Consider the following 24,754-nt stretch of genomic DNA (forward strand, 5'->3'; position numbering starts at 1 on the left):
AACTAGCGGCCGGACAAAAGGCCGATCACGGAAATGTCCTCGTCCACGTCCGGCCAGTGAATTCCCTCGCCATGCCCGATGAGGCGCCAGTTCTTGCGTTCGGCCGCCGCCCCATCCCGCAGCCGAGGATACCAGGCCAGCGGCGCCGATATTTCGCGGCCGTCCTGAAGGATCACGTGCAGGGCGTGCTCGGTCACACGTACTTCGGTCGCCAGCATCCCATGCCTCAAACCCTGATCACATAGGCCTTGCGCGTGGTCTCGACCACTTCCCAGGTGCCGCTGAAGCCGGGCTGCAGGACAAAGCTGTCGCCGGCGGAGACGGTGCGCTTCGCCCCGCCGTCCTCTGTTATCACCGAGACGCCCGACAGGATGTGGCAGAACTCCCATTCGTCGTAGAATATCCGCCACTTTCCCGGCGTCGATTCCCAGATGCCGGAATAGAGCCCGTTCGGCTGCTCGTCGACGTTCCAGGTGCGGAACTTCGGGTCGCCCGAGATGATGCGGTCCGGCGCCGGCGCGCCGTCCTCGGCCGCAACGCCCTTCACCGAGATTTCGACATATCTGGAAGGCATCGCCCGTAGCTCCAACCCGCCGCCTGCGCGGCGACCTCTCCTGCCGGCCAGGCTACACCTTCGCCAGCGACTGCTCCAGATCGGCGATGATGTCGGCGACGTCCTCGATGCCGATCGACAGGCGCACCGTGTCCGGCCCGGCGCCGGCCGCCGTCTTCTGCTCGTCGGTAAGCTGGCGATGGGTCGTGGAGGCGGGGTGGATCACCAGCGACTTGGTGTCGCCGATATTGGCGAGGTGCGAGAACAGTTCCAGCCCTTCCACGAACTTCACGCCGGCGTCGTAGCCACCCTTGAGGCCGAAGGTGAAAACCGCTCCCGCTCCCTTCGGCGAGTATTGTTTGGCCAACGCCCCATTGGGGTCGTCCGGCAGGCCGGGATAGGATACCCAGCCGATCTTGGGATGCCTCGACAGCCATTCGGCGACCGCCTGGGCGTTGTCGCAATGGCGCTGCATCCTGAGCGGCAGCGTCTCCAGGCCGGTGAGGATCAGGAAGGCGTTGAAGGGCGAGATCGCCGGGCCGAAGTCGCGCAGGCCGAGCACGCGCGCGGCGATGGCGAAGGCGAAATTGCCGAAGGTCTCGTGCAGAATGATGCCGCCATATTCGGGGCGCGGCTCCGACAGCATCGGATAGTTGCCCGACTTCGACCAGTCGAAGGTGCCGCCGTCGACCAGCATGCCGCCGATCGAATTGCCGTGGCCGCCGATGAACTTGGTCAGCGAATGCACGACGATGTCGGCGCCGTGCTCGATCGGCCGCACCAGGTAGGGGGTCGCCAGCGTGTTGTCAACGATGAGCGGCAGGCCGTGCTTGCGCGCGATCGCCGAGATCGCCTCGAGATCGACGAACTCGCCGTTGGGATTGGCGAGGCTTTCCACGAAGATGGCGCGGGTCCTGCCGTCGATCTGGGTCTCGAAGCTCGGCACCTCGCGGGTGTCGGCCCAGCGCACCTCCCAGCCGAAATTGCGGAAGGCATGGCCGAACTGGTTGATCGAGCCGCCATAGAGCCGGCGCGCCGCAACGAAATTGTCGCCCGGGCGCATGATGGTGTGGAAGACCAGCATCTGCGCGGCATGGCCGGAGGCCACCGCGAGCCCCGCCGTGCCGCCCTCCAGCGCGGCGACGCGCTCCTCCAGCACCGCCTGGGTCGGGTTCATGATGCGGGTGTAGATGTTGCCGAACGCCTTCAGCCCGAACAGCGATGCGGCGTGGTCGGCATCGTCGAAAACGTAGGAGGTGGTCTGATAGATGGGCGTGGCGCGGGCGCCGGTCGCCGGATCGGGCTTGGCGCCGGCATGGACGGCAAGCGTATTGAAGCCCGGTGCGCGCTGGTTCATCGAGACCTCCCTCGGGTCATTGGTCTATCGTGGTGGCGTGTGGCGTGTGGCGTGTGGTGAATGGTGAATGGTGAATGGTGAATGGCAGAGTTGGACAGTCCCGCCGGCTTTGCAAGCGGCTTCCATGCCGACCCGACCGCCGCCTTAGAAAATCCTTCTATTCACCATTCACTATTCACCATTCACTACTTCGCCCTGACGCCAAAGCTCTGAAACCCCTGCCGCATCAGCGGCCGCTTCGACGACAGCACCCGGCTGTTGACGCCGTTCCAGCCGATCTCGCCGGAGAGCCGGCCGTATTCGATCTTCGGGCAGCGGTTCATGACCACCTGGATGCCGGCGGCCTCGGCCTTGGCGGCCGCCTCGTCGTTGCGCACGGTAAGCTGCATCCAGATCACCTTGGGCAGCGGGTTCAGCGCCAGCGCCTCGTCGACGATCGGCGGCACGGCGGCGGAGGCGCGGAAAATGTCGACCATGTCGATCGGCTCCGGCACGTCGGCCAGCTTCGCATAGGTCATGCGGCCGCAGATCTCCTTGCCGGCATGGCCCGGATTGATCGGAAAGACGGCATAACCCTTGTCGATCAGGTATTTGGTGACGAAGAAGCTCGGCCGTACGTCGTTGGCGGATGCGCCGACGATGGCGATCGTCTTCACCGCGTTCAAGATGCCGGCGATGTAGTCGTTGGAATAGGAATCGTGGTTCATCGATCGTCCTCATACAGCGCCTCGGCCAGAAACGCATCCGGGTCACCGCAGAATTCGCGCATCATACGGAAGTGATCGGTCTGGCGGAAATCGGCCTCGTCGAGACCGAAGCGGTTGATCCTGAGCAGGCGCGCGCCGGGGCAGGCCATCAGCAGCGGCGAATGCGTCGCCATGACGACCTGGGCGAAGCCGGTCCCATCCATCCTTCGCAGCAGCTTCAAGAGCTCGATCTGGCGCGACGGCGACAGCGCGCTCTCCGGCTCGTCGAGGATGTAGAGACCCTGGCGCGACAGGCGTTCCTCGAAGAAGCGCATGAAACCCTCGCCATGCGACCATGACAGATAGTCGGGCGGCGGGCCGCCCAACGGCTCCTGCGCAACCCGGTCGAGGTAGCGCGCCACCGCGTAGAAGGATTCGGCGCGAAAAAACCAGCCGGCCGTCACCTTCGGCAGCCAATGGGCGCGCAGCGCATCCGCCAGCGCCGTGCCGCTGCGGTCGATGGCGTGCGAATGATCGACGGGCATGTAACCCTTGCCGCCACCCGCCTCGTCATAGCCGGCGAGCGCGCCGATCGCCTCGAGCAGCGTCGATTTCCCGGTGCCGTTCTCGCCGACGATGATAGTGATGGGGGTGGTGAACTCCAGTTCGAAGCCGTCGCGGAAGATCGGCAGGTCGAACGGGTAGCGTTCCCTGTCGCCGATCCGCTCCGGCTCCAGCAGGATGCGTTTGAGGTAAGGTGCCTTCAGCCGCGTCAGTTGCTTGCGGTAGGCCATGCGACCGGCGCGCTCCGTTATTGCGGCAGCGAGATGCGCCCATCGGCGTCGATCGGGAAGTCGGGATTGTGCGCGACTTCCCACAGATTGCCCTCCGGATCGGCGAAGTAGCCGTACCAGCCGCCCCAGAAGGCGCGGCCGGCCGGCTTGACGATTTTGCCGCCGGCCTTCTCGGCCTCGGCAAGCACCGCATCCACCTCCGCGTCGGAGCGCGTGTTGTAGGCGAGATAGACTTTTGGGACGCCGCTGCCGAAGTGGATGCCCGCGTCATCTTCGGCACTGGTCCGTGGGAACAGCCCGAGGATCGCTCCACCCATCTGGAAGAACGCGACGCCGTCCTGGATGCGATGCCGCGTCAGCCCCATCGCCTCGTAGAAGGCGGCCTCGCGGTCGAGATCCTCGACGGCGATGGTGATGATCGAGATGCGGGGTTCCATCCTACTCCCCCGTCCATTTCGGCTCGCGCTTGCCGATGAAGGCGCCGATGCCCTCCTCGGCGTCGCGCGCCATCATGTTCTCCACCATGACGCGGGCCGTGTGGTCATAGGCTTCGGCCAGGCCCATCTCGGCCTGCTGGTAAAACGCCTCCTTGCCGATTTTCAGCGTCAAAGGCGATTTGGAAGCAATGGTTTGCGCGTATTTGGTCACAACCTGAGTCAGGTATTCACGCGGCACCACCCGGTTGACCAGGCCGAACTCCCTTGCGGTCGCCGCATCGATCGTCTCGCCGGTCAGAAGCATCTCCATCGCCTGCTTGCGCGACACGTTGCGCGACAGCGCCACCATGGGGGTGGAGCAGAACAGGCCGATGTTGACGCCCGGCGTGGCGAAGGTCGCATGGTCGGTGGCGATCGCCAGGTCGCAGGAAGCGACGAGCTGGCAGCCGGCGGCGGTGGCGACGCCGTCGACCTCGGCGATCACCGGCTTGGGGCAGCGCACGATCGACTGCATCAGCGTCGCGCAGGCGGCCATGGTTTTTTCGAAGAACGCCCTGCCCCGGTCCGGATCGGTGCGGTGCGCCGTCATCTCCTTGAGGTCGTGGCCGGCGCAAAACACCTTTCCGCCCGCCGCGATCACCACCACGCGGACCGAAGCGTCGTCGCGGACCCGGTCGATCCCGGCCTGCAGCGCCGCCATCAGGGCGATCGACAGGGCGTTGGCCGGCGGGTTGGAAAGCGTCAGCCGCAGGATGCCCTGCTCCAGATGCACGGCCACCGGGCCTTCTGCCACGGTCTGCCGGATGGCGACGATCTCGGCCATGCGCTTTCCACTCCTCGGCGAACAACCTGCCTCAGCCATCAGATAGCATGTGGCGGGTTGAATGACAGGGGTGGACGGTGTTTTCTGGCGGCGCCGCGGCCAAACGGCAGATGCGGAAACGTCGGACGAGGGAGGAAAAATGCCGGCCCAGGACGATCTCAAGCCGGTGATGACGACGGAGGACGTGAACGCCCTTCTCGCCTCGGCCTATCCGCAGCTCAACCGGGACTACCGCTTCTACGAGGCGGTCGAGGTCTTTCCGGGCGGCTGCACGGTCCGACTCAATGCCGACGAGCGGCATCTGCGGCCGGGCAACACGGTGTCGGGACCGTCGCTGTTCACGCTGGCCGACATAGGCGGCTATGTCTGCGTGCTGTCGCATGCCGGACCGGACGCCCTGTCGGTGACGACCAGCCTCAATATCAACTTCATGCGCAAGGCGCCGGCCGGTCCGGTCGACGGCCACTGCCGCATCCTGAAGCTGGGAAAAAGCCTTATGGTGTTCGACATCGACATCGTCGCCGGCGGCCAGACGGTGGCTCATGCGACGGGAACGTACTCGATTCCGCCGAAGCGGTGACTTTTCTGGTAAGGTCCGTTCCGGACGACAGGCCGACGCTATCGCGAAAACCCGACATGCTCACGCCCCTCTTCTCCCCCGGCTGCGATCTCGTCGGCTGGATGCAGCCGCGGAAATTCCTGTTCGATGCCGAGATGAGCTATGCCGCCTTCATCGCCGGCGGCCATGCCTGGTCGGCGCGCTCCGGCCGCTGGATCGGCCCGGTGATCGGGGCGCATGTCTTCGACGTCGACGGCAGGCCCGTCGCCTGGAACCCGGCCGAGCCGCTGCGCGGGTTCGGCCGTCCGCTCCGGCCCGTCAACGTTGTGCGTGCCGTCAGCCCGGTGCGGCCGCCGAAGCCGGTGGCGCCGCCACGGCCGCTGACACCCCCCGTCCTGGCAGGCGGCTGGTCGCCTTTGTCCTTCGCCGAATGGCTCGTCTCCAGCGACCCGAAGCCGATGGAGAGCGCCGAACTGGTCGCAGCCATCGAGGCAAGCGGCGAGCAAGCCGCCAGGGATGTCGTCGAGGCGGTCGAGCCTGGCGGCGGCGCTTCCAGCGGCAACCGCTTACCCGAAGGCGGCGCGGTAAAATAATACCATATGCCCATCGCTCTGATTTCCTTGGCTATTTCCCGCCATTGCCGGCATCGCATCGCTTGACGGCGCGATGTCCCTCGCCTATAGACCACGGCGAAAGCAGCGGCCTTGCGGCCGCCGTTTCATTTTTGGCGGCAAGCCGCCAAAGCAAGCAACAAGAAACGCCTTCTCCGGAAGGTCCCAACGAAAGCAGACACAATGAAAACCTTTTCGCAGAAGCCCGCGGAAGTGGTGAAGAAGTGGGTGCTGATCGACGCCGAGGGTCTCGTCGTCGGCCGTCTCGCCTCCATCGTCGCCAACCGCCTGCGCGGCAAGCACAAGCCGACCTTCACCCCGCATGTCGATGACGGCGACAACGTCATCATCATCAATGCCGACAAGGTCGCGCTCACCGGCAAGAAATACACCGACAAGGTCTATTACTGGCACACCGGCCATCCCGGCGGCGTCAAGGAGCGCACCGCGCGCCAGCTCCTGGAAGGCCGCTTCCCCGAGCGCGTGCTGGAAAAGGCCGTCGAGCGCATGATCCCGCGCGGCCCGCTCGGCCGTCGCCAGATGAAGAACCTCCGCGTCTATGGTGGCGCCGAGCATCCGCACGCAGCCCAGCAGCCCGAGACGCTCGACGTCGGCGCGCTGAACAGCAAGAACAAGAAGGTTTCCTGATCATGGCTGAGCTCAACTCGCTCGCAGACCTCGGCACGGTGGCAGCAACGCCGCAGCCCGCCGCTCCGGTGCACGTCCAGAAGCTGGACAAGCAGGGCCGCGCCTATGCCACCGGCAAGCGCAAGGACGCGATCGCCCGCGTCTGGGTGAAGCCCGGCTCCGGCAAGATCACCGTCAACGACAAGGAATTCGGCGCCTATTTCGCGCGGCCCGTGCTGCAGATGATCCTGCAGCAGCCGATCGTCGCCACCAATCGTGCCGGCCAGTTCGATGTCATCGCCACCGTTTCCGGCGGCGGCCTGTCGGGCCAGGCGGGCGCGGTGCGCCACGGCATCTCCAAGGCGCTGACCTATTACGAGCCGGGCCTGCGCCCCGTGCTCAAGAAGGGCGGCTTCCTCACCCGCGACAGCCGCGTGGTCGAGCGCAAGAAGTACGGCAAGGCGAAGGCCCGCCGCAGCTTCCAGTTCTCGAAGCGCTGATTTTTTCGTACAAACGCACGCCGTTTCGGCTGCGCAAAAAGCCCCGGTTCGCCGGGGCTTTTTGTTGGAAACGCGTGCTGGAAGACACGATTACGGCGACATTTGCTGTAAATGGAAGGCAATTTCCCGCTTTCGCCGCCGATTCACGGAGCTCCGATGACCACTTCTGCGACCAGACTGCGCATCGCCGTGCTGTTCGGCGGCCGTTCCGCCGAGCATGACGTCTCGGTGCTTTCGGCAACCAATGTCATGGGCGCACTGGATCCCGGAAAATACGATCCGGTGCCGATCTTCGTCACTCGCGACGGGCGATGGCTGCTGAGCAGCCTCGAGGACGGCTCGCTTGCGCAACCTTCGACCGGAACCGATATCTGCCTGGTGCCGGGCGGCCGCGGACGTGCGCTGGCGATCCCGGCCGACGGAGCGCCTTACGAATTGCCCGAGATCGACATCCTGTTCCCCGTGTTGCACGGCCTGCATGGCGAGGACGGCGCCGTGCAGGGCCTGGCCGAGGTGGCGATGGTGCCCCTGGCCGGCTGCGGCATACTCGGCTCGGCGACAGCGCTCGACAAGGACATCGCCAAGCGGCTGCTGAACGAGGCCGGCCTGCCCTCCGCACGGTCGGTCACCATCGGCCGGGGCGCCGCGCCGGCCTTCGCGGAGCTGGAGCGCGCGCTCGGGCTGCCGCTGTTCGTGAAGCCGGCGCGGCAGGGCTCTTCCGTCGGCGTCAGCAAGGTCTCGACCGAAGCGGAGTACGAGGCAGCACTTGCCGAGGGTTTTCGGCACGACCGCAAGCTTCTGGCCGAAGAGTTCATCCGCGGCCGCGAGATCGAATGCAGCGTGCTGGAGGATCCGCAAGGCGGCCTGTTCGTCTCGCGTCCCGGCGAGATCGTGCCGGCGGAAAGCCACGGCTTCTACAGCTACGACGCCAAATATATCGACGAGAACGGCGCGGCCCTCAAGGTGCCGGCCGAACTGCCGGAAGACGTCGAAAGCGAGATCCGCGCCACCGCTGCACAGGCATTCCGGGCGGTCGGCTGCGACGGCATGGCACGCGTCGACTTCTTCCTGACGCCCGACATGCGCTTCCTCATCAACGAACTCAACACCATCCCCGGCTTCACCGACATCAGCATGTATGCCAAGGCGATGGCGGCGAGCGGCATTGGCTATTGCGAGGTCATCGACCGGCTGGTCGCTCACGGGCTGGCGCGCGCCGAGCGGTCGGAACGGGTGGGCTAACCTGATCAGCCGAAATCTTCACCAGAACCGGCACTTACGTTTATCTCTCCATCGACCAGCCGCCGTCGATCCGTCGAGGCGGATCGATCCATGGGGGTATGCGCGTCAGACCACCACGAAGTCGGCCGCCGAGAGCGCAAGACCGGGCGACAGCGCGGCGAACTTCACGGGGGCGAAGGCGCTGGCCGAGCCATCGGCGTCGTAGAACAGCGAGCCGGTGGTCGAGTTGTAGAGGATTCGGTCGTCGGCGTCCCGGGCTGCGAGCGCGATGTCCTTGAAGGCCGAGGCGTCGAGCGTACCCGGCGTGGTCAGCGCCGTGAAGATGGCGTCGTCGAGATGGATGGAATCGTCGGCAACGCTGAAGTCGGCTATGCGGTCGACATTGCCGGCTCCCAGCGCGGTGGAGAAGCGGAAGGCGTCGGCGCCGCCCATGCCGAACAGCGTGTCGATGCCGCCGCCGCCGTCGAGCACGTTGTCGCCATTGTTGCCGCGCACCCACTGGCGGATTTCGTTGCCGGTCAAGTCGATGGCGGAGGTGGCTGTGAGCGAGGTGGTGGTGAGGTATTCGACGCTGACGCCGACGGCCAGCACGAAATCGACGCCGGCGGCGAGGCGGTCGTGGCCCTCGCCGGCGATCTCGACGATGAGGGCGGCGGCGGCATAGACGATGTAGGTGTCGTTGCCGCCATTGCCGATCAGCGTGTCGGGCACGCCGTCGTTGGGGAGCGGCCCGGTGCCGCCGTCATGCAGGATGTTGGCGCCGTCGTTGCCGATGATGGTTTGCTGCAGTGCGTTGCCGCGCAGGTTGATGGCGGTTATGCCGGCGGCGTCGGCTGTCTGCAGCAACTCGACCTCGCCGCCGGCGGCCAGCGCGTAGCTGACCGTGCTCTGCACGGTGTCGGTGCCGCCGCCCGAAAGCTCGATCACCTGGTCGGCGGCGCTGTCGACCTTGAACAGGTCGTCGCCGGTGCCGCCGTCCATCACGTCGTCTCCCGTCCCGCCGTCGAGGATGTCGTCGAGAATGCCGCCGGACAGACTGTCGGCGCCGGCCGTGCCGAGCAGCGTGTCGGAACTGTCGAGCCCGCTGACGGTGACGGTGACGGTCGCGGTGTCGCCGTCGGCCAGCTCATAGGTGAAACTGTCGTCGCGCAGGAGGTTGGAGGCGCCCGAGCCGGAAGCCGGCAGGTCGTCGAAGGCGCCGTTGGGATTGTAGATGAAGGTGCCGTCGGCGTTCAGCGTCAGCAGCGCGCCGGACGCCAGCGTGATCTGCGTGCCGACATCGAGGGCGACGCCGTTCACCTTGGCCACCGCAAGTGTCGAATCCGGATCGGTGTCGGCGCCGGAGCCGTTGCTGGAAAACACGTTGCCGGTGGTGATCGCTGTCGCTTCGTCGGTCGCGAAGCTGTCGTCCTGGGCGACGCCGATGTCGTCGACCGCCGTGATGTCGACAGTGGTGCTGCCGGTGGCGGTCGCCGTGGCGCCGCTGCCCTGGCCGTTGCCCGGGCTGCCGTCGTTGAAGGTGTAGTCGATCACCACGCTGGCCGGCGGCGTGTCGCTGGTGTTGGTGTAGGTGATATGGCGCAGCACGTCGTCCACCAGCGCGCCGGTGGCGGCGGTGCCGGAACCGGTGAAGGTGACGGTCAGCGTGCCGCCGCTGACGGCGAAGGTGGCGAAGGTCTGACCGCCGGCCTGCAGGTCGCTGCCGCTGACGGTGAACAGCGCGCCGCCGGTGTCGAAGCCGAAATCGTCCTCGCCGCTGGCGCCGCCCTGGCGCGCCAGCACCAGGCTTGCCCCGGCATAGCTGCCATTGCCGCCGTTGAGCGGGTCGAGATCGACGTCGGCAATGAGCGCGTCCGTGTCGAGCGACATGGCGGTCTGCTCGTCCGTGGCGACGGTGCCGCCGAGCCCGGTCAGCGCGGGCGCATCGTTCACGGCGTTGACGGTGATGCCGCGCTGGTCGCCGTCCTGCTCCGACGTTCCGGTCCCGGTGAGGCCGGGATCGGTGCCGCTGCTGCCGTTGTCGTTGGTGGTGACGGTCAGCGTGTCGGCGCCGTTGAAATTGAGGTTGCCCTTGTAAACCAGTCCATTGAGGGCGGCGAGCGTGGTGTTGATCTGGTTCTGGGTGGCAGTGATGGTGATGGTCGAACTGTTGTCGCCGCTGACCTGGCCGGCCGTCACGCCGCCGACCACGTCGGTCAGAATGTCGAGCGTGCCGTTGTCGACGTCGAGCGTCACGGTGACGTTGTGGCTGGCCGGATCGGCGTCGACATCCGCCACCGAAATGCCGGTGATAGACAGTCCTGTGTCCTCGTCGGCCGCGGGGACCACGCCCGGCAGCGTGTTCACCGGGGCGTCGTTGACGCCTACCACGGTGACGGTGGTGTCGACCTCCTCGCTCTGGTTGAGGCCGTCGCTAACCGACCAGGCGATGGTGCGCGATCCCTTGGTGCCGTAATCGGTGGGGTTGTCGCCGCTGGCCTGATAGCGGACGAGCGCGATCGCGGCTTCGTAGTTGTCGAAGGTGCTGGCGCCGCTAAGCACCATGGCGCCGGTCGCGGCGTTGTAGCTGTAGGTGATGTCCTGGGCGCCGAAATCCAGCGTGCCGCTGGTCAAGCCGTTGATCGACAGCCGGTCGCCTGCCAGGAAATTGCCGGAGACGCGGATCACCGCGCCGTTCAGCTGGTTGGTCTGGTCGGCGGTCTCGAAGTCGCTGACGTTGAGCGAGAGGAAGGGCTGCACGGTGGCGGACAGCCCCGAGCCGGCGCCGGCGGCCTCGGTCGCCGTCGGCGTCGCTTCGCTCGAACTGAGGACGATCGGCGCGCGGTTGAGGACGATATTGCCCGGCGCCAGTGAATTCACGTTATTGACGCCCTGGAAGAAGGTCAGGCCCGTTCCATTGGTGGCGATCCGCCAGATGCCCTCGTCGCCCGGCGGGTTGGTGGCGCCCATCTGCTTGCCGGTGAAGTCGGTGAAGTAGAGATGGCCGGTGACGGAATCGACCTCCAGGTCGTCGAGCAGGCCCTGCGGGCCACTGCCGGCGACCTGCTGGTAGATGAGGGTATAGGTACCCGTGGGGTTGCCGGTCAGCGCATAGCTGTAGATGCCGCCCATCTGCAGCAGCGGATCGGTGGTGCCGGGATCGCCGTCGCCGGCGAAGCCGCCGTCGCCGTCATGGTCCCACAGAATGCTGGCGGTGGCGAAGTAGAGCGTGTTGCCGTCGGCGCTGAGCGCCACGCCCTCCACCGTGCCCTTCTCCTGCGGAAACGCCTCGCCGAAAATGTCCGTCGGATGAACGACGTCGTCGTCATCCGGGCTGAAGTTCAGGGTGGTGATATTGCCCCCGCCCCACGAAAAAGCCTTGGTGCCGTCGGACGGATCGAGCCCGCTGATCTTGTAGATGAAGTTGCGCGTGACGGAGTCGCCGTCCTGGGCGGCCACCACCCGGTGCACGGTCATGTAGACGTCGCCGGTGGCGAAGTTGATGGCGAAGTCGTCGACGAAGCCGCTGTTGGCCGTGCCGTTGGGATTGCCGCTGCCGGTGCCGCCGAGCTGCGCCAGGACGGTCGAGGTCTGGCCGGCGGTGTTGTAGACGATCTTTTCGAAGCGCTGGCCGTGGGTGAAATAGATGATGCCGCTGTCGGGGTCGATCTCCATGTCGCGTATGAACGCTTCGGTCCCGGGCGCCTGGTTGCTGGTGTAGAGCGTGGTCATCGCCGGCGCGGTGCCGGGATTGCCGAGCAGGTCGGAAATATTACCCTGGAGGATGCGGTTGGTGCCGCTGACGTTGGAATCGATGATGAAGAACAGGCCGCGGGCGGTGTCGAACTGGATGTCCCTCGGCGCGACCACGGTGTCGGCAAGGTCCTCGTTGTCGAGCGTCATCAGGAAGTTGAGATTGAAGCCGGTCGTGCCCGAATTGACGGTCGAGTCCCCCTGGACGCTCCAGATCGCGTCGCCGCCGCCCGTGGCCGTGCCCCAGATGCTGAGATCGGACGCCTTGAAATAGGGCCCCGTGTTGTCGACCTGGTCGAGCGGGTTCTGGCCGCCCCGGTTGTCGCCCTCCCAATTGCTGAAATCGGCGACGTTCTGGATCAGCGACTTGCCGTTGAAGAAATGCGCGAAGGGCTCGGTGGTCGGGCCGTGATAGGAGGCGCTGTCGAGGCCGACCGCCACGGCGTTGAGGCCAGTCGTCAGGCCGGTGCCGGTCAGGTTGCCGTTGAAGGTGGTGTTGCCGTCGCCGATCTCGATGGCGAAGAGGAAGCTGGTCGGCGCGTCGGCGGTGCCCTGATAGGCATAGATCGTGTCGCCGGCCTCCTCGGGATTGAGCGAGCCGAGCGCCGCGCCGGTCAGATTGACCGTCGTGCCGGCGGCCAGTCCGCCGGCGGGCACGGTGTAGGTGGCGACGCCGTCGCCGCCGCCGGCGACGAAGGCAGAGCCGTTCCAGGCGCGGTCGGAGAAGTGGATGACGGTGCCGGCCGCCAGGTCGGTCATCGCGACGAAGCGCAACGCGTCGGCCGTCGGCGGGTTTCCCGTGCCGTCGCTCTGCCCGGTGTTATAGGCAATGACGGCGATATCGCCAGCAGGCATCTGAGTATCCCCCCTGAAAGGCCGGCGGGAGCGCGCGGCGCCCTTACCCCTGCCGCGTCGTCTCGGCCATGATGCAATGTCGGCGCGACGCCGGCGGCCAATTCGACAGCGATCCTATTCACATCCGGAGGAGTGTACAAGGAAAAGTTGTCGCCCCAGCTCCGCGGCGCCTACATCCAATTAAGTAAAACATCCACTGAAATGCTTTCGCTCGAGTAATTTTGCATCGCGTTCGATCTACTCGGGGCCGTTCTTTTTTTTGGATTGATCCATTCGAGTCTTTACGCGGCACAAGATCGGCAGAGATTTCCATGGCTTGATAAACCGTCCTGCGAATGACAATCAACAACCGAGCTAAACCGAGAGTTTATCCCGATAAGTTTCGGCCTGTCTCCTCAGTTATATCTATCGGCATGTTTCTTTCGCTGAAATGAGTGGATTGACCACTGCAAGAGCCTTGTTATACGTTGACGACAGCTTCGCTTGTGCGGCCGGCAACGCCTGTGGGGGGATGTCATGGCACCATACGTTGGTGAAATCCGCATTTTCGCGGGCAACTTCGCGCCAGCCGGATGGCTGTTCTGCCAGGGCCAGACCGTGTCGATCAGCGAATACGAGGCGCTGTTCCAGCTGATCGGCACGACCTATGGTGGCGACGGCCAGGAAACCTTCGACCTGCCCAACCTAGCGAGCCGGGTGCCCATCCACATGGGGACAGGTCCCGACGGCACCACCTATCAACTCGGCGAGATGGACGGCGTGGAAAGCGTCACCCTGACAACCCAGCAGATCCCGATCCATTCCCATCCGCCCGTCGCCAGCACGAGCAGCGCCACCTCGCCCTCGCCCGCCGGCCAGGTCATCGCGCTGCCGGCCGCTCCACCGAGCGTGGTCAATCCGCTGCTGTTCGGCACCGACCCCCCGCAGGTGCCGCTGAGCCCGGCGAGCATCGCCCCGACGGGAGGCAGCCAGCCGCACGAGAACATGCAACCGTACCTGTGCATCAACTACATCATCTCGATGTACGGGGTGTTTCCGAGCCAGACATAGCGGGCCGGCGCGGCCTGCGTATCCGATCCCTGTTCTCTCCGGAGACCGCAATGTCAGACCAGTTCGTCGCCGAAATCCGCATCTTTCCGTTCAATTTTCCGCCGAAAGGCTGGGCCTTTTGCAACGGGCAGCTGATGCCCATCTCGCAGAATACGGCGCTGTTCGCGCTGCTGGGCACCACCTATGGCGGCGACGGCAAGTCGACTTTCGCGCTTCCGAACCTGGAAGGTTGCGCGGCGATGCAGCCGGGCCAGGGATCAGGCCTGAGCGAACGCTTCCTGGGAGAAGAGGGCGGGACCCAGTCGATCACCCTGCTGTCGTCGGAGATGCCGGCGCATTCGCATAATTTCATGACGAGCAACAACGACGCCGCGTCGGGCACTCCGGCCGGCCAGCAATTCGCCAAGGGCGCCTGGGATTCGGGCAGCGAAAGCGGACGGATCGCGACCTACACGACCAATCCGCCGGATACGACCTTCGCGTTCCAGGCGCTCAGCATCGCGGGGGGCAACCTGCCGCACCCGAACATGCAGCCCTATCTGACGCTGAACTACTGCATCGCCCTGCAAGGCATCTTCCCGCAGCGGCCCTAAGGCAATTCCAGCAAAAGCGTGCAGCGGTTTTGCGTCCGGAATTGCGGAAAAACAAGGAGATAGAGCAAATCCGTTGATTCGAGGAAAAACGGAAATGCCCTAGTGACATCGCACCGAGGCGCCGCGCCGCCTCGCAACCCAAGGAACCAGGCGTCATGGCCGAGCCCTTCCTCTCCGAGATCAAGATCGTCTCCTTCAACTTCCCGCCGAAGGGATGGGCGTTCTGCAACGGTCAGCTCTTGCCGATCAACCAGAACCAGGCCCTGTTCTCCCTGCTCGGCACCACCTATGGGGGCGACGGACGCGTCACTTTCGCCTTGCCGAATCTCAGGGGCCGGTCGCCGATCCACATGGGCGACGGACACACGCTCGGCGAGGCGGCGGGCTCGACGAGCGTCACGGTGACGCCGCAGCAAATGCCGGCGCACACGCACGCGTTCATGGGCCGCAACGAGCTGCCTGCCGCCACGACGGCCAACGCCACGCCGGGCGGCACGAAGGTGCTGGCCCAGGGGAACGCCTCGCTGCAGAGCGGCCAGACCGCCGCAGTCAGCCTCTATGGGCCGCCTGCCTCGCTCAATGCGATGGCGCCGCAAGCCGTCAGCAATGCCGGCGGCAGCCAGGCGCACACCAACATGATGCCCTACCTCGTGCTCAACTTCGTCATCGCGCTGCAGGGCATCTTTCCATCACGCAACTGAGTTTGCCGGGCAAGACCGTCCGGGCCGGAAGGAGGAGCGGCACGACCGGTGTCTTCGACATGCGGTGCGGATGCGGCTCTACGAAGATCGAACGGGCGGACCGGAATTGCTTGCGGGCCGTCTTGGCGCGGCTGTCGGCAGCTGGCTGCGTCCGTCAATTGAAAGCCGCCTGATAGTTCTGCTGACCGGACTGGACGGTATGGACCGGCATCAAATGAAGGTTGAACGACGGTCCGCCCTCCAGCCCGATCGTGTAGAAACCCTCACCGATGACGGTGCCCGGCGGTCCCCGGAACACCAGGCTGAACGGCTCGCGCAGTCCGATGTTGCGCTCCCATTCCTCAAGCCGGCGGGCTTCGACGGCGGTCAGCGTCATCGGGTGAGGCCAGCCCGGAATGCGGAAATCCTTGTCGATATGCGGCCGGAAGTGGTCGGCGGTGATGTCCGCGGGCGATAGCGGCTCTGTCATGACGCGTTTCTCTCCTCCTCCCGGCTTGGGGGCAGTATGATCGGAGGTGTGATCGCTTGTAAACGACCGCCTGCCCGCGGCCGGTTTCGTTGAGGAATTTTCCGATGCATGACGTCGTCGATGTCGCCTCCCCGCTGGGCAGACTGCAATTGCGGCCCGAGCGGGAGGACGATCAGGCCTTCCGCTTCGACCTGTTCTGCAACTCGCGACTGCCGGAATGGCGGCTGGTCGCACTCGATCCAAACCTGTTCCAGCAGATCATGCGCCATCAGTTCCACGCGCAGACGGTTAGCTACCGCGCCCAGTTTCCGAACGCGCGCTTCGACATCGTCGAGCTCGACAGGGCGCCGGTCGGCCGCATCGTCGTCAACCGGCCCGGCGACGTCATCCATATCGTCGACCAGGCGATCGTGCCGGAACTGCGCAGCCGCGGCATCGGCACCGGCATCATGACGGCGCTGATGGAGGAGGCCCGGCGCAACGACATTCCGGTGCGCCTCAAGGTCGCCTCCGACAACGACCCGTCCATGCGGCTCTATTTCCGGCTCGGCTTCGCGGTGATCGACACGACCGTGACCTATCTGGAGATGGAATGGCGGGGCTAAGCCGCGGGCGACTGAAAGCTTTTCGGCTGCGTCGCGCCCGTTGTGGGCCCGAGACGGTCTGGATGCAAGCCGCTGCACACTCCCGCTGGCAGTGCCTAATGCAGGTGCCTCAGCTTGTCAGGGTTGCGCACCACATAGATGGCGGCGACCTTTCCGTCCTCGATTTCGAGCGCCGTCGTCTGGAGCTCGCCATCGGCTTCCAGCGTGACGAAACCGGGCAGACCGTTGATGAAGCCCGCACGAACGAGCTTCGAGCCGTTGTCGCGGAACAGAGCCGCCAGGCCTTCGTGCACCTTCATCACCGCGTCGAAGCCGAAGATCGGCGCCGTGGCCGCCGCGCGCTTGCCGCCGCCGTCGGCATGGACGCTGACGTCGGCCGTCAGCATGGCGCCGAGCGCCTTCATGTCGCCGCTGCGGGAGGCGGCGAAGAAGGCCTCGGCAAGCTCGATCCCGTGCTGCCGGTCCACCTGGTAGCGCGGCCGCGCCTGGCGCACATGGGTGCGGGCGCGGGTCGCGAGTTGCCGGCAGGCGGCCGGGTCGCGCCGGATGGTCTTGGCGACCTCCTCGAACTCCAGGCCGAAGACATCGTGCAGCAGGAAGGCCGCCCGCTCGAGCGGAGACAGGCGTTCCAGCGCCAACATCAACGGCAAGGTGACGTCCTCCTCTTCCTCCTCCTCGACGACGGGATCGGGAAGCCAGGGGCCGACATAGGTCTCGCGCTTGCGGCGCGCCGACTTGAGCTGGTCGAGGCAGAGCCGCGTGACCGTGCGGCGCAGGAACGCCTCCGGCTCGCGCACCGCGCCGCGCTCGGCCCCCATCCAGCGGATGAAGGCCTCCTGCACGACGTCCTCGGCGTCGGCCACCGAGCCGAGCATGCGGTAGGCGACGCGTATGAGCTTCGGACGCAGCGGGTCGAAGCTCGCCGCCGCGTCCGCGTGCCCAATCTCCGCCATCAGGCGGCCACCCTGGCCTGGATTGCCTTGACCGCCTTCGGGTCGACGAACAGGCCAAAGCCGATGGCGAGCCGGTTCCAGCCGTTGATGATGTTGATCATCAGCGTCAGCTTCACCTGCTCCTCCTCCGAAAACTGCGCCTTCAGCGCTTCGTAGGCGGCTTCATGCGTGTGGCCTTCCGACAGCCGCGTCAGTGCCTCGGTCCAGCCGAGCGCGGCGCGCTCGCGATCGGTGTAGCAGGGCGCGTCGCGCCAGGCCGACAGCAGGTAGATGCGCTGCTCGGTCTCGCCCTTCTCGCGCGCGGCGGCCGTGTGCATGTTGAGGCAGTTGGCGCAGCCGTTGATCTGCGAGGCACGGATTTCCACCAGGTGGACGAGGCTCGTCTCCAGGCTGGAGGCGACGCCGAGCGAGGTGCCCATCCAGCTCTTCATCAGCGAAGGGGCTACGGCAAAAGGATCGAGTTTGGCAGTCATGGTGGGTTCCTTTCGTGGTTACGACACCATGACGAGACGGGAAGCGGCAGTGTGACATCGACGCCGATTTTTTTCCATGCTTATAGGCCGTCAGGCGTCGCTGGCCGAACGGGTGATCCCGTTCGCTGCGCAACCGCCGCGCCTTGAACCGGCTCAGGCGGCTGCCGTCCCGGATCGCCGCTTGCGGGCGTAGTGGCGGAACAGCCTTTGCCCCGGCATCTCGATCAGCCGGTAGGTCATCCAGCTCATGCCGATCACCGCGGCGACCATCGCCAGCATCAGCAGGTCGCCGAGGTAAGGATTGCCGGCGTCTATGCCGGCACCGTAGCGCGCGGTTTTGCCGACCTGCGTGATCAGATGCGTGCCGGCCGCGATGTCGAGCAGCCGGGCAAGGTTGGTGAAGCGCAACTGCACGAACATGTGCGTCATGTAGAGCGAATAGGAGATCAGGCCGAGGAAGAGCAGCGGCCGGATTCTCAGCAGTCGGCTGACGAGGCCGCGCTCGACGGCGAAGACGGCGACGATGCCGCAATAGACGGCGGGCATGGCGTAGGCGAACGGGGTGGTCCACACCGTCACCGCGATCCACAGGGCGGCCACGGCGAGTGCCAGCTCGACAAAGGTCCAGCGCGGGTCCGGATGCGAGGCGCCGCCGGCGGAAGCCCGCAAGGCGAGGATCCGTTGCCCTGCCAGCACGTAGAGCACTGCCCCGGCCGAAAAGCCGTAGAGCGCCCGGACCGCGCCCATCCGCGCCGTCGTCCCCATGCCGAGATCGGAGAAGGCGGCAAGCAGCAGCGGGGCGGCGACGAGCAACGCCGCGAATATCCAGCCGGCGCGCCGGCGCAGCAGCAGAACGCCGGTGCCGAAGGCGATATAGGCGATGAACTCCGCCGAGATGCTCCAGGACGGCGTGTTCCAGGTGAGCAGGCCGTCCGGCCTGAGGGCGTGCAGGAGCAGCAGGTTGGCGGGGATGGTCGACGGCGCGTTGCCTTCCGAAAAGGCGGGATCGACCGGATTGCCCAGGCCGGGAACGAAAGCCTTCATCCCCTCGAAGGCGAGAAACAGGCCGAACATGAACAGATGCAGAGGATAGAGGCGGCCGAGGCGAAGAAAGACGAACTTGCCGAAATCGCCGCCGTCGCGGATGCGGCCGCAATAGGCGTGGGCGATGACGAAGCCGGACAGCACGAAGAAGAAATCGACCATCGCCTCGCCCGACCGCACCAGCGGAAAGTCGCGGATATGGCTGACGATCTGCCCGTGGAACAGCACGACCAGCAGGGCGGCGATACCCCGCCAGCTGTCGAGCGCCTCGAAGCGGACCGCTCCCGCACCGGCCGGCGAGGTCGCGACCGCATCGCGCGGCCATGCCTTCAAATGGACATTCAAGACCCTGCTTCCGCCGTGCCATACCTGCACAAGGGCCGGTGCGCGCCGCCCGGCATCGAGACGACAAGCAAGGCTCGGGCCATGCAGGGCACGCATGCGGGCATGCCCCTCGGCAATTTCGCATCGTGGTTACGAGCACTATTTGCGGCGAGCCGGCGGGCATGCGGCGATCGGCAACGAAAACCCTGCCCCGCCCTTCAGTTGGTCAGGCCATAGGGAATGCGGTAGCCGTTGCTCTCCAGCCACTCGATCGCTGCTTTGGGCTCGTCGGTCTGGATGACAGTGGCGCCGCGCTCGGCCCAGTAGCCGTAGACCTCCTCGGGAAACCCGGCCTGCACGGCCAGCTCGTCACCGCGGCCGCGGGCGACGAAGCCGCTCGGTAGATTGACGATCGGATAGGTGTTGACCCACAAGTGCCAGTCGCCGCGCACCGCGACCGCGCGGGCTCGGGCGCCGAACAGCGGGCCGGCATTCTCCGACAGCTGGCGCCGCTCGCCGCGCCAGGCAACCATTTCGACGATGTCGGCGGCGAAGGCCGCGGTCGCGGTCTCGATGAAGCGCGGATCCTCCACCGCGTCGTCGGCGATGATCGGCATGAAGCGGGTATCCGGCCCGGCAGCACCGACCGCCGCCCTGATCGCCGCGAGCCGTTCGGCGCTCCAGACGTTCTCCTTGACGATCACCTCGTCGGCCATGCCCAGGCCGCGCGCCACCGCGATCATGCCGGCGATGTGGTCGGGGCCGAGCTTGTTGTCGATGTTGACGAGCACATCGCCCCTGGTCAGCGCCAGCATCTCGGCCAGCGTCGGCACGACCTCGCCGGTCGCCTGGCCGGTGCCTTCGATCACCAGCCGGCAGGTCTTGAGTTCGGCAAGCGTGCGTTGCTTGACCTCGCCTCGGCACGACGTGGTGCGATCGAGGCCGTCATCATGCATGACCACGTATTCGCCGTCCTTCGAGGCCCTGACGTCGAGCTCGACCATCTCGACGCCCAGCGCGATGGCATGGCGGACGCCGGCGCGCGAATTCTCGGCCCAGCGGATGGCGCCGTCCTCCTTCCAGCCGCCGCGATGCGCGACGATCATCACGTGGTCGCGCCAGCGGTTGGCGTTCTCCAGCCTTTCGAGGATTTCCCGCGTCCGGCCGCCTTCGGCGGCAACCGGGGTGGTCATGGCAGCCAGGACGAGCGCCAGGCTGGCAAAGATCGATCGGCGCATCGATTCGCTCCGGTCCGGACCCTCTTCGGCCCGGCAGATAGCGGCGGGCCGTGACAGCCGCGTGAACGAAGCCGGCGCACGACCGCCTGTCCGGCGGCCAATCTTTTCGGTTGCGCAGGCGTCGCATTCCGCCAATAGCTGGCGCCGCGAAACATGAGGGAGAATGGAAAGCATGCCTTCAAACGCGATCGATCACGCCTTCACCGCCCGCTCCGACACCGAGCGGGCGAGCGACCCGACCTATGCCGGGGCGCTGTCCTTCATGCGCCGTCGCTATACCAAGACGCTGAAGGGCGCTGACGCCGTGATCTGGGGCATTCCGTTCGACGCGGCCGTGAGCAACCGGCCCGGCGCGCGCTTCGGGCCGCAGGCCATCCGCCGCGCCTCGGCCATCTTCGACAACGACCCGCAATATCCGTTCCATCTCGACCTGTTCGAGAAGCTCGCCGTGGTCGACTACGGCGACTGCCGGCTGGACTACGGCAACCACCACAAGACGCCGGCGACGATCGAACGGGAGGCGGCGAAGATCCTGAAGTCCGGCGCGTTCTTGCTGACGCTCGGCGGAGACCATTATGTCACCTGGCCGCTCCTGCAGGCCCATGCGGCGGTGCACGGGCCGCTGGCGCTGGTGCAGTTCGACGCACACCAGGACACCTGGTTCGACGAGGACAAGCGCATCGACCACGGCTCCTTCGTGGCGCGCGCCGTGCGCGCCGGCATCATCGACCCCGGCCGCTCCATCCAGATCGGCATCCGCACCCACGCGCCGGCGGATTGCGGCATAAAGATCCTCTACGGTCACGAGGTCGAGGAGATGCGCGCCTCCGACATCGCCTATGCGATCGTGGAACGTACCGGCGGGCACAAGACCTATGTCACCTTCGACATCGACTGCCTCGACCCGGCCTTCGCGCCCGGGACCGGCACGCCGGTGGCCGGCGGGCCGTCCTCGGCCAAAATCTTCTCGGTTCTGCGCCAGCTCGGCCAACTCGACATCGTCGGCGCCGATGTGGTCGAGGTTGCACCGGCCTACGACCATGCCGATATAACGGCGATCGCCGGCTCCACGGTGGCGCAGCACTATCTCGGCCTGCTGGCGGAGCGGAAAGCCCGGCTCGCCGACATGAACAACAACGGCGCTGCCGGGCTGAATCACGGAACCGGCATATAGTCTTGGTTTCTCGGACAATTTTGAACGGACGCGGCATGAAACCCAAAATCTTCATCGACGGCGAACACGGCACCACCGGACTGCAGATCCGCGCGCGGCTGGCGGGACGCGGCGATCTCGAGATCATTTCGGTGCCGCTCGAGCGCCGCAAGGATGCGTCGGCCCGCGCCGAGTTGCTGAACGCCGCCGACGTCGCCATTCTCTGCCTGCCCGACGACGCGGCGAAGGAAAGCGTGTCACTGATCGAGAACGACAAGACGCGGGTGATCGACGCCTCCACCGCGCACCGCGTCGCCGACGGCTGGACCTACGGTTTTGCCGAGATGGACAGGGAGCAGGGCAAGGCGATCGCCGCGGCGAAGCGCGTCGCCAACCCCGGCTGCTGGCCGCAAGGGCCGATCGCCACGCTCAGGCCGCTGATCAAGGCCGGCCTGCTGCCGGCCGACCTGCCGGTCTCGATGAACGGCATCTCCGGCTATTCCGGCGGCGGCCGCGCCATGATCGAGGATTATAAGGGCAAGGGCGAGGACGCACCCGAATTCTTCCCCTACGGCCTCACCTTCCAGCACAAGCACGTGCCGGAACTGAAGACATATGCCGGCCTTTCCCGCGATCCGCTGATGCAGCCGGTGGTCGGCAATTTCGCGCAAGGCATGATCACCATGGTGCCGCTGCAGCTCGGCACGCTGAACCGCGTTCCCAAGGGCGCGGAACTGCATGCCGCGCTCGCCGACCACTATGCCGGGATCGACGGCGACGTCGAGGTCGCCCCCTTCGCGGCGACGGAGCGCCTGCCGGAGCTCGAGCCGGAGCGCTACAACGACACCAACAAGATGAAGCTCTACGTCTTCGCCAACGATGCCAGGGCTCAGGCGGTGCTGGTCGCCGTCTACGACAATCTCGGCAAGGGGGCATCGGGGGCGGCGGTGCAGAATCTCGATCTGATGCTGAGAAGCTAGAGCTATCCCGTCGCGCAGGAGCACGCGCTGATCCGACCGGCTCGTTGCCCCCCAATCGCCGTGCAAGGCGATGCGGGCAGGCGCCGGTCTGTCAGAATGGACGACCGAATGGATTCTCCCGTCTTTCCACTGCGCTGGAACGTCAGCGAGCCAGTCCTCCTCACCGAAACGTTTTCGAGCCGGATCTGGACGGTGCGGCTGGCAGACGGCACGCCGGCCATCGTCAAGAACCTGAAGCCGGTCAACGACGTGTGGGACGAGCTGCGCGGCGCTCACTATCTGTCATGGCGAGACGGCGAAGGCGCGGTCCGGCTGCTCGGGCGCGATGGCCAGCGCATGCTGCTCGAGCATGGCGGCGACCGGCTGCTGTCGCAGGATGTCGCGGAAAAGGGCGACGTCTTCGCCACCGAGGTAGCTGCCGACGTGATGGAGCGGCTGCTCTCACCGTCGGACATCCCCTATCCCGCCGACCTGCAGCCGCTCAGGGAACGTTTCCGCAGCCTGTTCAGGAATGCGAGGATCGATCGCGACGCCGGCAAGCCGAGCCTCTATGTCGAGGCGGCAAATATCGCCGAACGGCTCTTGTCCAATCCGCGGGAGGTGCGGCCGCTGCATGGCGACCTGCACCATCAAAACGTCCTGTTCGGGCTGCGCGGCTGGCTGGCGATCGACCCGAAGGGCGTGCTCGGCGATCCCGGCTTCGACGCCGGCAACGTCTTCTACAATCCGCTGGACAGGGACGATCTCTGCCTCGATCCGGAGCGCATCGCCCGCATGGCCAACGTCTTCGCCCGGACGCTGACGCAGCATCCGACGGCAATCCTCGACCACGCCTTCGCCTATGGTTGCCTCTCCGCCGCCTGGCACGCGGAGGACGGCCAACCCGTCGAGGAACAGCGCACGCTCGCGATCGCTCGGGCGATCCGCGAGGTCGCCGTCAGGCTGTGAGCCTCGCCTCTCCCGGCAGAGGATAGCTGCCCGCGCAGCCGCGCCAGTGCGCGGTGGCGAAGATCAGCACCACCATGGCAAAGCCCTGGTGCAGCAGCGCCCAATGCATGTGCGCCTGGGCGAGCAAGGTGCCGACGCCGATCGCCGCCTGACCGAGCACGAGCGCGGCCAGAACCCAGGCGCGCCGCGCATGCGTCGTCCCCGGCAGCGCCCTCGACGTGGCGAAGGCATGCCAGAGGGCGGCGGCCAGCAGGGCATAGGCGAACATCCGGTGCACGAACTGCACGGTCTTGGGATTCTCGAAGAAATTGCGCCAGGCCGGATCGATGACGAAGAGGTCGCCGGGAACGACGGCGCCGTCCATCAGCGGCCAGGTGTTGTAGGAGAGCCCGGCATGCAGGCCGGCGACCAGCGCGCCGAGATAGATCTGCACCAGCACGAGCAGCACCATGATGCCGGCGAGGCGCCGCACGCCCCTGCCGGCTGGCGCCTCGGAGTGCACGGCCAGCCCGCGCGCGATCCAGGTGACCGCCATGATGATGATGCAGGCGAGCGTCAGATGCGTCGCCAGCCGGTACTGGCTGACGGACACGCGCTCGACCAGGCCGGAGGCGACCATCCACCAGCCGATGAAGCCCTGCAGCCCGCCGAGCGCCAGCAGCCCTAACAGGCGCGGCTTCAGCCGGCTTTCCAGCCGCCCGGAGATCCAGAACAGGACGAGCGGGATGGCGACGAGGAAACCGACGCCGCGCGCCAGCAGCCGATGCGCCCACTCCCACCAGAAGATGCCCTTGAACTCGTCGAGCGTCATGCCCTTGTTGATCTGCTCGTATTGCGGGATCTGCCGGTATTTCTGGAACTCCTCCTGCCATTCGGTGTGGTTGAGAGGCGGGATGACGCCGTGGATCGGCTTCCATTCGGTGATCGACAGGCCCGAGCCGGTCATTCGGGTGGCCCCGCCCACCATCACCAGCGCGAACAGCACGACCAGCACGACATAGAGCCAGCCGCGCACCAGCGCCCGGTTGCGCAGCAGGCGGTCGCGCTCGGCGAGCGGCGGGCGGCTGTCGGTTATTGCGGCCATGGGTCGACGTCCGGCTTCCAGAAACCCGCGAGTGGTGGACCAGCAGTCAATGCCTTGCAAGCCCGCGCCGCGCGACACGCCGTCGCGCGGGCGGCTATTGGTTGCGCTGCCCGCCGCACCAGACTATCGGAACGGGCAAGGAGAGAAAATGCCGATCCGCCTGAAGAAACTCATCGGGACCGTGCTCCTGGTCACCCTCGTCATCGTCTATGCGATCGTGGCGACGATCGTGGCTGTGGCGCAGCTGTCGCAATCCGGACCGCTGGCGCATTTCGCCTTCTTCCTGTTGGGGGGGCTGGTGTGGATCCTGCCGGCCATGGGCATCATCAAATGGATGATGCTGCCGCCGAAACCCTGAGCCGG

Annotated in this window: 27 protein-coding genes; 13 read left to right on the forward strand and 14 right to left on the reverse strand. The window is 66.1% G+C overall.

Going from position 1 to position 24,754, the window contains the following annotated elements; all coding sequences use genetic code 11:
- Positions 1-2: 2 nt before the first annotated feature.
- From C7I84_RS00755 to C7I84_RS00785, 7 genes are all read right to left on the reverse strand, one after another.
- A complete protein-coding gene (locus C7I84_RS00755) occupies positions 3-218 on the reverse strand; it encodes a DUF2442 domain-containing protein (protein WP_106770229.1) in 216 nt (71 codons plus the stop codon).
- Between the two features lie 8 nt (positions 219-226).
- The gene (locus C7I84_RS00760) at positions 227-574 is read right to left on the reverse strand and encodes a cupin domain-containing protein (RefSeq protein WP_106770230.1); all 348 of its coding nucleotides are present in this window, start codon (positions 572-574) and stop codon (positions 227-229) included.
- Between the two features lie 52 nt (positions 575-626).
- Positions 627-1,910, reverse strand: coding sequence for an O-acetylhomoserine aminocarboxypropyltransferase (locus tag C7I84_RS00765; RefSeq protein WP_106770231.1), 1,284 nt, complete (start codon positions 1,908-1,910; stop codon positions 627-629).
- Between the two features lie 185 nt (positions 1,911-2,095).
- Positions 2,096-2,617 (reverse strand): CoA-binding protein, encoded by a 522-nt coding sequence (locus C7I84_RS00770; protein ID WP_106770232.1) that lies wholly within the window; start codon positions 2,615-2,617, stop codon positions 2,096-2,098.
- A complete protein-coding gene (locus tag C7I84_RS00775) occupies positions 2,614-3,390 on the reverse strand; it encodes an AAA family ATPase (protein WP_106770233.1) in 777 nt (258 codons plus the stop codon). The genes C7I84_RS00770 and C7I84_RS00775 overlap by 4 nt, the downstream gene beginning before the upstream one ends.
- 17 nt (positions 3,391-3,407) lie before the next feature.
- A complete protein-coding gene (locus tag C7I84_RS00780) occupies positions 3,408-3,827 on the reverse strand; it encodes a VOC family protein (protein ID WP_106770234.1) in 420 nt (139 codons plus the stop codon).
- Between the two features lies 1 nt (position 3,828).
- Positions 3,829-4,650, reverse strand: a complete 822-nt coding sequence (locus C7I84_RS00785) for an enoyl-CoA hydratase (RefSeq protein WP_106770235.1) — start codon at positions 4,648-4,650, stop codon at positions 3,829-3,831.
- Positions 4,651-4,789: 139 nt separating this feature from the next.
- Here C7I84_RS00785 and C7I84_RS00790 point away from each other — a divergent pair, with 139 nt between their 5' ends.
- From C7I84_RS00790 to C7I84_RS00810, 5 genes are all read left to right on the forward strand, one after another.
- A complete protein-coding gene (locus tag C7I84_RS00790; RefSeq protein ID WP_106770236.1) occupies positions 4,790-5,230 on the forward strand; it encodes a PaaI family thioesterase in 441 nt (146 codons plus the stop codon).
- Positions 5,231-5,286: 56 nt separating this feature from the next.
- Positions 5,287-5,802: a 4-fold beta flower protein gene (locus tag C7I84_RS00795; RefSeq protein WP_106770237.1), complete on the forward strand. Its 516-nt coding sequence runs from the start codon at positions 5,287-5,289 to the stop codon at positions 5,800-5,802.
- A gap of 201 nt (positions 5,803-6,003) precedes the next feature.
- Positions 6,004-6,468, forward strand: a complete 465-nt coding sequence (gene rplM / locus C7I84_RS00800; RefSeq protein ID WP_106770238.1) for a 50S ribosomal protein L13 — start codon at positions 6,004-6,006, stop codon at positions 6,466-6,468.
- Between the two features lie 2 nt (positions 6,469-6,470).
- Positions 6,471-6,947 carry a 30S ribosomal protein S9 gene (gene rpsI / locus C7I84_RS00805; protein ID WP_106770239.1) on the forward strand — a complete coding sequence of 159 codons (477 nt, stop codon included), beginning with the start codon at positions 6,471-6,473 and terminating at the stop codon, positions 6,945-6,947.
- A gap of 156 nt (positions 6,948-7,103) precedes the next feature.
- On the forward strand, positions 7,104-8,189 hold the full coding sequence (locus C7I84_RS00810) for a D-alanine--D-alanine ligase family protein (RefSeq protein ID WP_106770429.1): 1,086 nt from the start codon (positions 7,104-7,106) through the stop codon (positions 8,187-8,189).
- Between the two features lie 105 nt (positions 8,190-8,294).
- On the opposite strand, the gene C7I84_RS00815 is transcribed toward C7I84_RS00810, so the two are convergent.
- Positions 8,295-12,776, reverse strand: a complete 4,482-nt coding sequence (locus C7I84_RS00815; protein WP_106770240.1) for a beta strand repeat-containing protein — start codon at positions 12,774-12,776, stop codon at positions 8,295-8,297.
- A gap of 516 nt (positions 12,777-13,292) precedes the next feature.
- Between C7I84_RS00815 and C7I84_RS00820 the strand changes: the two genes are divergently transcribed.
- From C7I84_RS00820 to C7I84_RS00830, 3 genes are all read left to right on the forward strand, one after another.
- Positions 13,293-13,826, forward strand: a complete 534-nt coding sequence (locus C7I84_RS00820) for a phage tail protein (RefSeq protein WP_106770241.1) — start codon at positions 13,293-13,295, stop codon at positions 13,824-13,826.
- Positions 13,827-13,876: 50 nt separating this feature from the next.
- Positions 13,877-14,419, forward strand: a complete 543-nt coding sequence (locus C7I84_RS00825; RefSeq protein ID WP_106770242.1) for a phage tail protein — start codon at positions 13,877-13,879, stop codon at positions 14,417-14,419.
- A 155-nt stretch (positions 14,420-14,574) separates the two neighbouring features.
- Complete coding sequence (locus C7I84_RS00830; protein WP_106770243.1) at positions 14,575-15,120, forward strand: phage tail protein; 546 nt, start codon at positions 14,575-14,577, stop codon at positions 15,118-15,120.
- Between the two features lie 154 nt (positions 15,121-15,274).
- On the opposite strand, the gene C7I84_RS00835 is transcribed toward C7I84_RS00830, so the two are convergent.
- On the reverse strand, positions 15,275-15,589 hold the full coding sequence (locus C7I84_RS00835) for a DUF6916 family protein (RefSeq protein ID WP_106770244.1): 315 nt from the start codon (positions 15,587-15,589) through the stop codon (positions 15,275-15,277).
- A 104-nt stretch (positions 15,590-15,693) separates the two neighbouring features.
- On the opposite strand from C7I84_RS00835, the gene C7I84_RS00840 reads away from it, so the two are divergent.
- Positions 15,694-16,194 (forward strand): GNAT family N-acetyltransferase, encoded by a 501-nt coding sequence (locus tag C7I84_RS00840; protein ID WP_106770245.1) that lies wholly within the window; start codon positions 15,694-15,696, stop codon positions 16,192-16,194.
- Between the two features lie 95 nt (positions 16,195-16,289).
- Here the strand turns inward: C7I84_RS00840 and C7I84_RS00845 are convergent, their stop codons facing one another.
- The 4 genes from C7I84_RS00845 to C7I84_RS00860 all read right to left on the reverse strand — a co-directional run bounded on the left by C7I84_RS00845 (position 16,290) and on the right by C7I84_RS00860 (position 20,226).
- On the reverse strand, positions 16,290-17,147 hold the full coding sequence (locus tag C7I84_RS00845; protein WP_106770246.1) for a sigma-70 family RNA polymerase sigma factor: 858 nt from the start codon (positions 17,145-17,147) through the stop codon (positions 16,290-16,292).
- Positions 17,147-17,620, reverse strand: coding sequence for a carboxymuconolactone decarboxylase family protein (locus C7I84_RS00850; protein WP_106770247.1), 474 nt, complete (start codon positions 17,618-17,620; stop codon positions 17,147-17,149). The genes C7I84_RS00845 and C7I84_RS00850 overlap by 1 nt, the downstream gene beginning before the upstream one ends.
- Before the next feature lie 153 nt (positions 17,621-17,773).
- A complete protein-coding gene (locus C7I84_RS00855) occupies positions 17,774-19,009 on the reverse strand; it encodes an acyltransferase family protein (RefSeq protein ID WP_165815937.1) in 1,236 nt (411 codons plus the stop codon).
- Between the two features lie 197 nt (positions 19,010-19,206).
- Complete coding sequence (locus tag C7I84_RS00860) at positions 19,207-20,226, reverse strand: glycerophosphodiester phosphodiesterase family protein (protein WP_106770249.1); 1,020 nt, start codon at positions 20,224-20,226, stop codon at positions 19,207-19,209.
- Between the two features lie 172 nt (positions 20,227-20,398).
- On the opposite strand from C7I84_RS00860, the gene speB reads away from it, so the two are divergent.
- The 3 genes from speB (at position 20,399) to C7I84_RS00875 (ending at position 23,307) form a co-directional block, all read left to right on the forward strand.
- Positions 20,399-21,400, forward strand: coding sequence for an agmatinase (gene speB, locus C7I84_RS00865; RefSeq protein WP_106770250.1), 1,002 nt, complete (start codon positions 20,399-20,401; stop codon positions 21,398-21,400).
- A 35-nt stretch (positions 21,401-21,435) separates the two neighbouring features.
- Positions 21,436-22,359, forward strand: coding sequence for an N-acetyl-gamma-glutamyl-phosphate reductase (gene argC, locus C7I84_RS00870; RefSeq protein ID WP_106770251.1), 924 nt, complete (start codon positions 21,436-21,438; stop codon positions 22,357-22,359).
- Between the two features lie 108 nt (positions 22,360-22,467).
- Positions 22,468-23,307, forward strand: coding sequence for an aminoglycoside phosphotransferase family protein (locus C7I84_RS00875; protein ID WP_106770252.1), 840 nt, complete (start codon positions 22,468-22,470; stop codon positions 23,305-23,307).
- Here the strand turns inward: C7I84_RS00875 and C7I84_RS00880 are convergent.
- The gene (locus tag C7I84_RS00880) at positions 23,297-24,391 is read right to left on the reverse strand and encodes a COX15/CtaA family protein (protein ID WP_106770253.1); all 1,095 of its coding nucleotides are present in this window, start codon (positions 24,389-24,391) and stop codon (positions 23,297-23,299) included. The genes C7I84_RS00875 and C7I84_RS00880 overlap by 11 nt on opposite strands.
- 148 nt (positions 24,392-24,539) lie before the next feature.
- On the opposite strand from C7I84_RS00880, the gene C7I84_RS00885 reads away from it, so the two are divergent.
- On the forward strand, positions 24,540-24,749 hold the full coding sequence (locus C7I84_RS00885) for a DUF2842 domain-containing protein (protein ID WP_106770254.1): 210 nt from the start codon (positions 24,540-24,542) through the stop codon (positions 24,747-24,749).
- The last annotated feature ends 5 nt before the right edge of the window (positions 24,750-24,754 follow it).

Source organism: Kumtagia ephedrae (assembly GCF_003012745.1).
Classification (GTDB): domain Bacteria; phylum Pseudomonadota; class Alphaproteobacteria; order Rhizobiales; family Rhizobiaceae; genus Kumtagia; species Kumtagia ephedrae.

What these genes read in the sequence shown, in the direction of transcription:
- C7I84_RS00885 (WP_106770254.1), top strand. Translation starts at nt 24,540, where the DNA reads ATGCCGATCCGCCTGAAGAAACTCATCGGGACCGTGCTCCTGGTCACC.
- C7I84_RS00795 (WP_106770237.1), top strand. Translation starts at nt 5,287, where the DNA reads ATGCTCACGCCCCTCTTCTCCCCCGGCTGCGATCTCGTCGGCTGGATG.
- C7I84_RS00770 (WP_106770232.1), bottom strand. Translation starts at nt 2,617, where the DNA reads ATGAACCACGATTCCTATTCCAACGACTACATCGCCGGCATCTTGAAC.
- C7I84_RS00830 (WP_106770243.1), top strand. Translation starts at nt 14,575, where the DNA reads ATGGCCGAGCCCTTCCTCTCCGAGATCAAGATCGTCTCCTTCAACTTC.
- rplM (WP_106770238.1), top strand. Translation starts at nt 6,004, where the DNA reads ATGAAAACCTTTTCGCAGAAGCCCGCGGAAGTGGTGAAGAAGTGGGTG.
- C7I84_RS00880 (WP_106770253.1), bottom strand. Translation starts at nt 24,391, where the DNA reads ATGGCCGCAATAACCGACAGCCGCCCGCCGCTCGCCGAGCGCGACCGC.
- C7I84_RS00765 (WP_106770231.1), bottom strand. Translation starts at nt 1,910, where the DNA reads ATGAACCAGCGCGCACCGGGCTTCAATACGCTTGCCGTCCATGCCGGC.
- C7I84_RS00780 (WP_106770234.1), bottom strand. Translation starts at nt 3,827, where the DNA reads ATGGAACCCCGCATCTCGATCATCACCATCGCCGTCGAGGATCTCGAC.
- speB (WP_106770250.1), top strand. Translation starts at nt 20,399, where the DNA reads ATGCCTTCAAACGCGATCGATCACGCCTTCACCGCCCGCTCCGACACC.
- C7I84_RS00790 (WP_106770236.1), top strand. Translation starts at nt 4,790, where the DNA reads ATGCCGGCCCAGGACGATCTCAAGCCGGTGATGACGACGGAGGACGTG.
- C7I84_RS00850 (WP_106770247.1), bottom strand. Translation starts at nt 17,620, where the DNA reads ATGACTGCCAAACTCGATCCTTTTGCCGTAGCCCCTTCGCTGATGAAG.
- C7I84_RS00755 (WP_106770229.1), bottom strand. Translation starts at nt 218, where the DNA reads ATGCTGGCGACCGAAGTACGTGTGACCGAGCACGCCCTGCACGTGATC.
- argC (WP_106770251.1), top strand. Translation starts at nt 21,436, where the DNA reads ATGAAACCCAAAATCTTCATCGACGGCGAACACGGCACCACCGGACTG.
- C7I84_RS00775 (WP_106770233.1), bottom strand. Translation starts at nt 3,390, where the DNA reads ATGGCCTACCGCAAGCAACTGACGCGGCTGAAGGCACCTTACCTCAAA.
- C7I84_RS00825 (WP_106770242.1), top strand. Translation starts at nt 13,877, where the DNA reads ATGTCAGACCAGTTCGTCGCCGAAATCCGCATCTTTCCGTTCAATTTT.
- C7I84_RS00815 (WP_106770240.1), bottom strand. Translation starts at nt 12,776, where the DNA reads ATGCCTGCTGGCGATATCGCCGTCATTGCCTATAACACCGGGCAGAGC.
- C7I84_RS00785 (WP_106770235.1), bottom strand. Translation starts at nt 4,650, where the DNA reads ATGGCCGAGATCGTCGCCATCCGGCAGACCGTGGCAGAAGGCCCGGTG.
- C7I84_RS00845 (WP_106770246.1), bottom strand. Translation starts at nt 17,147, where the DNA reads ATGGCGGAGATTGGGCACGCGGACGCGGCGGCGAGCTTCGACCCGCTG.
- C7I84_RS00875 (WP_106770252.1), top strand. Translation starts at nt 22,468, where the DNA reads ATGGATTCTCCCGTCTTTCCACTGCGCTGGAACGTCAGCGAGCCAGTC.
- C7I84_RS00820 (WP_106770241.1), top strand. Translation starts at nt 13,293, where the DNA reads ATGGCACCATACGTTGGTGAAATCCGCATTTTCGCGGGCAACTTCGCG.
- C7I84_RS00810 (WP_106770429.1), top strand. Translation starts at nt 7,104, where the DNA reads ATGACCACTTCTGCGACCAGACTGCGCATCGCCGTGCTGTTCGGCGGC.
- C7I84_RS00840 (WP_106770245.1), top strand. Translation starts at nt 15,694, where the DNA reads ATGCATGACGTCGTCGATGTCGCCTCCCCGCTGGGCAGACTGCAATTG.
- rpsI (WP_106770239.1), top strand. Translation starts at nt 6,471, where the DNA reads ATGGCTGAGCTCAACTCGCTCGCAGACCTCGGCACGGTGGCAGCAACG.
- C7I84_RS00835 (WP_106770244.1), bottom strand. Translation starts at nt 15,589, where the DNA reads ATGACAGAGCCGCTATCGCCCGCGGACATCACCGCCGACCACTTCCGG.
- C7I84_RS00760 (WP_106770230.1), bottom strand. Translation starts at nt 574, where the DNA reads ATGCCTTCCAGATATGTCGAAATCTCGGTGAAGGGCGTTGCGGCCGAG.
- C7I84_RS00860 (WP_106770249.1), bottom strand. Translation starts at nt 20,226, where the DNA reads ATGCGCCGATCGATCTTTGCCAGCCTGGCGCTCGTCCTGGCTGCCATG.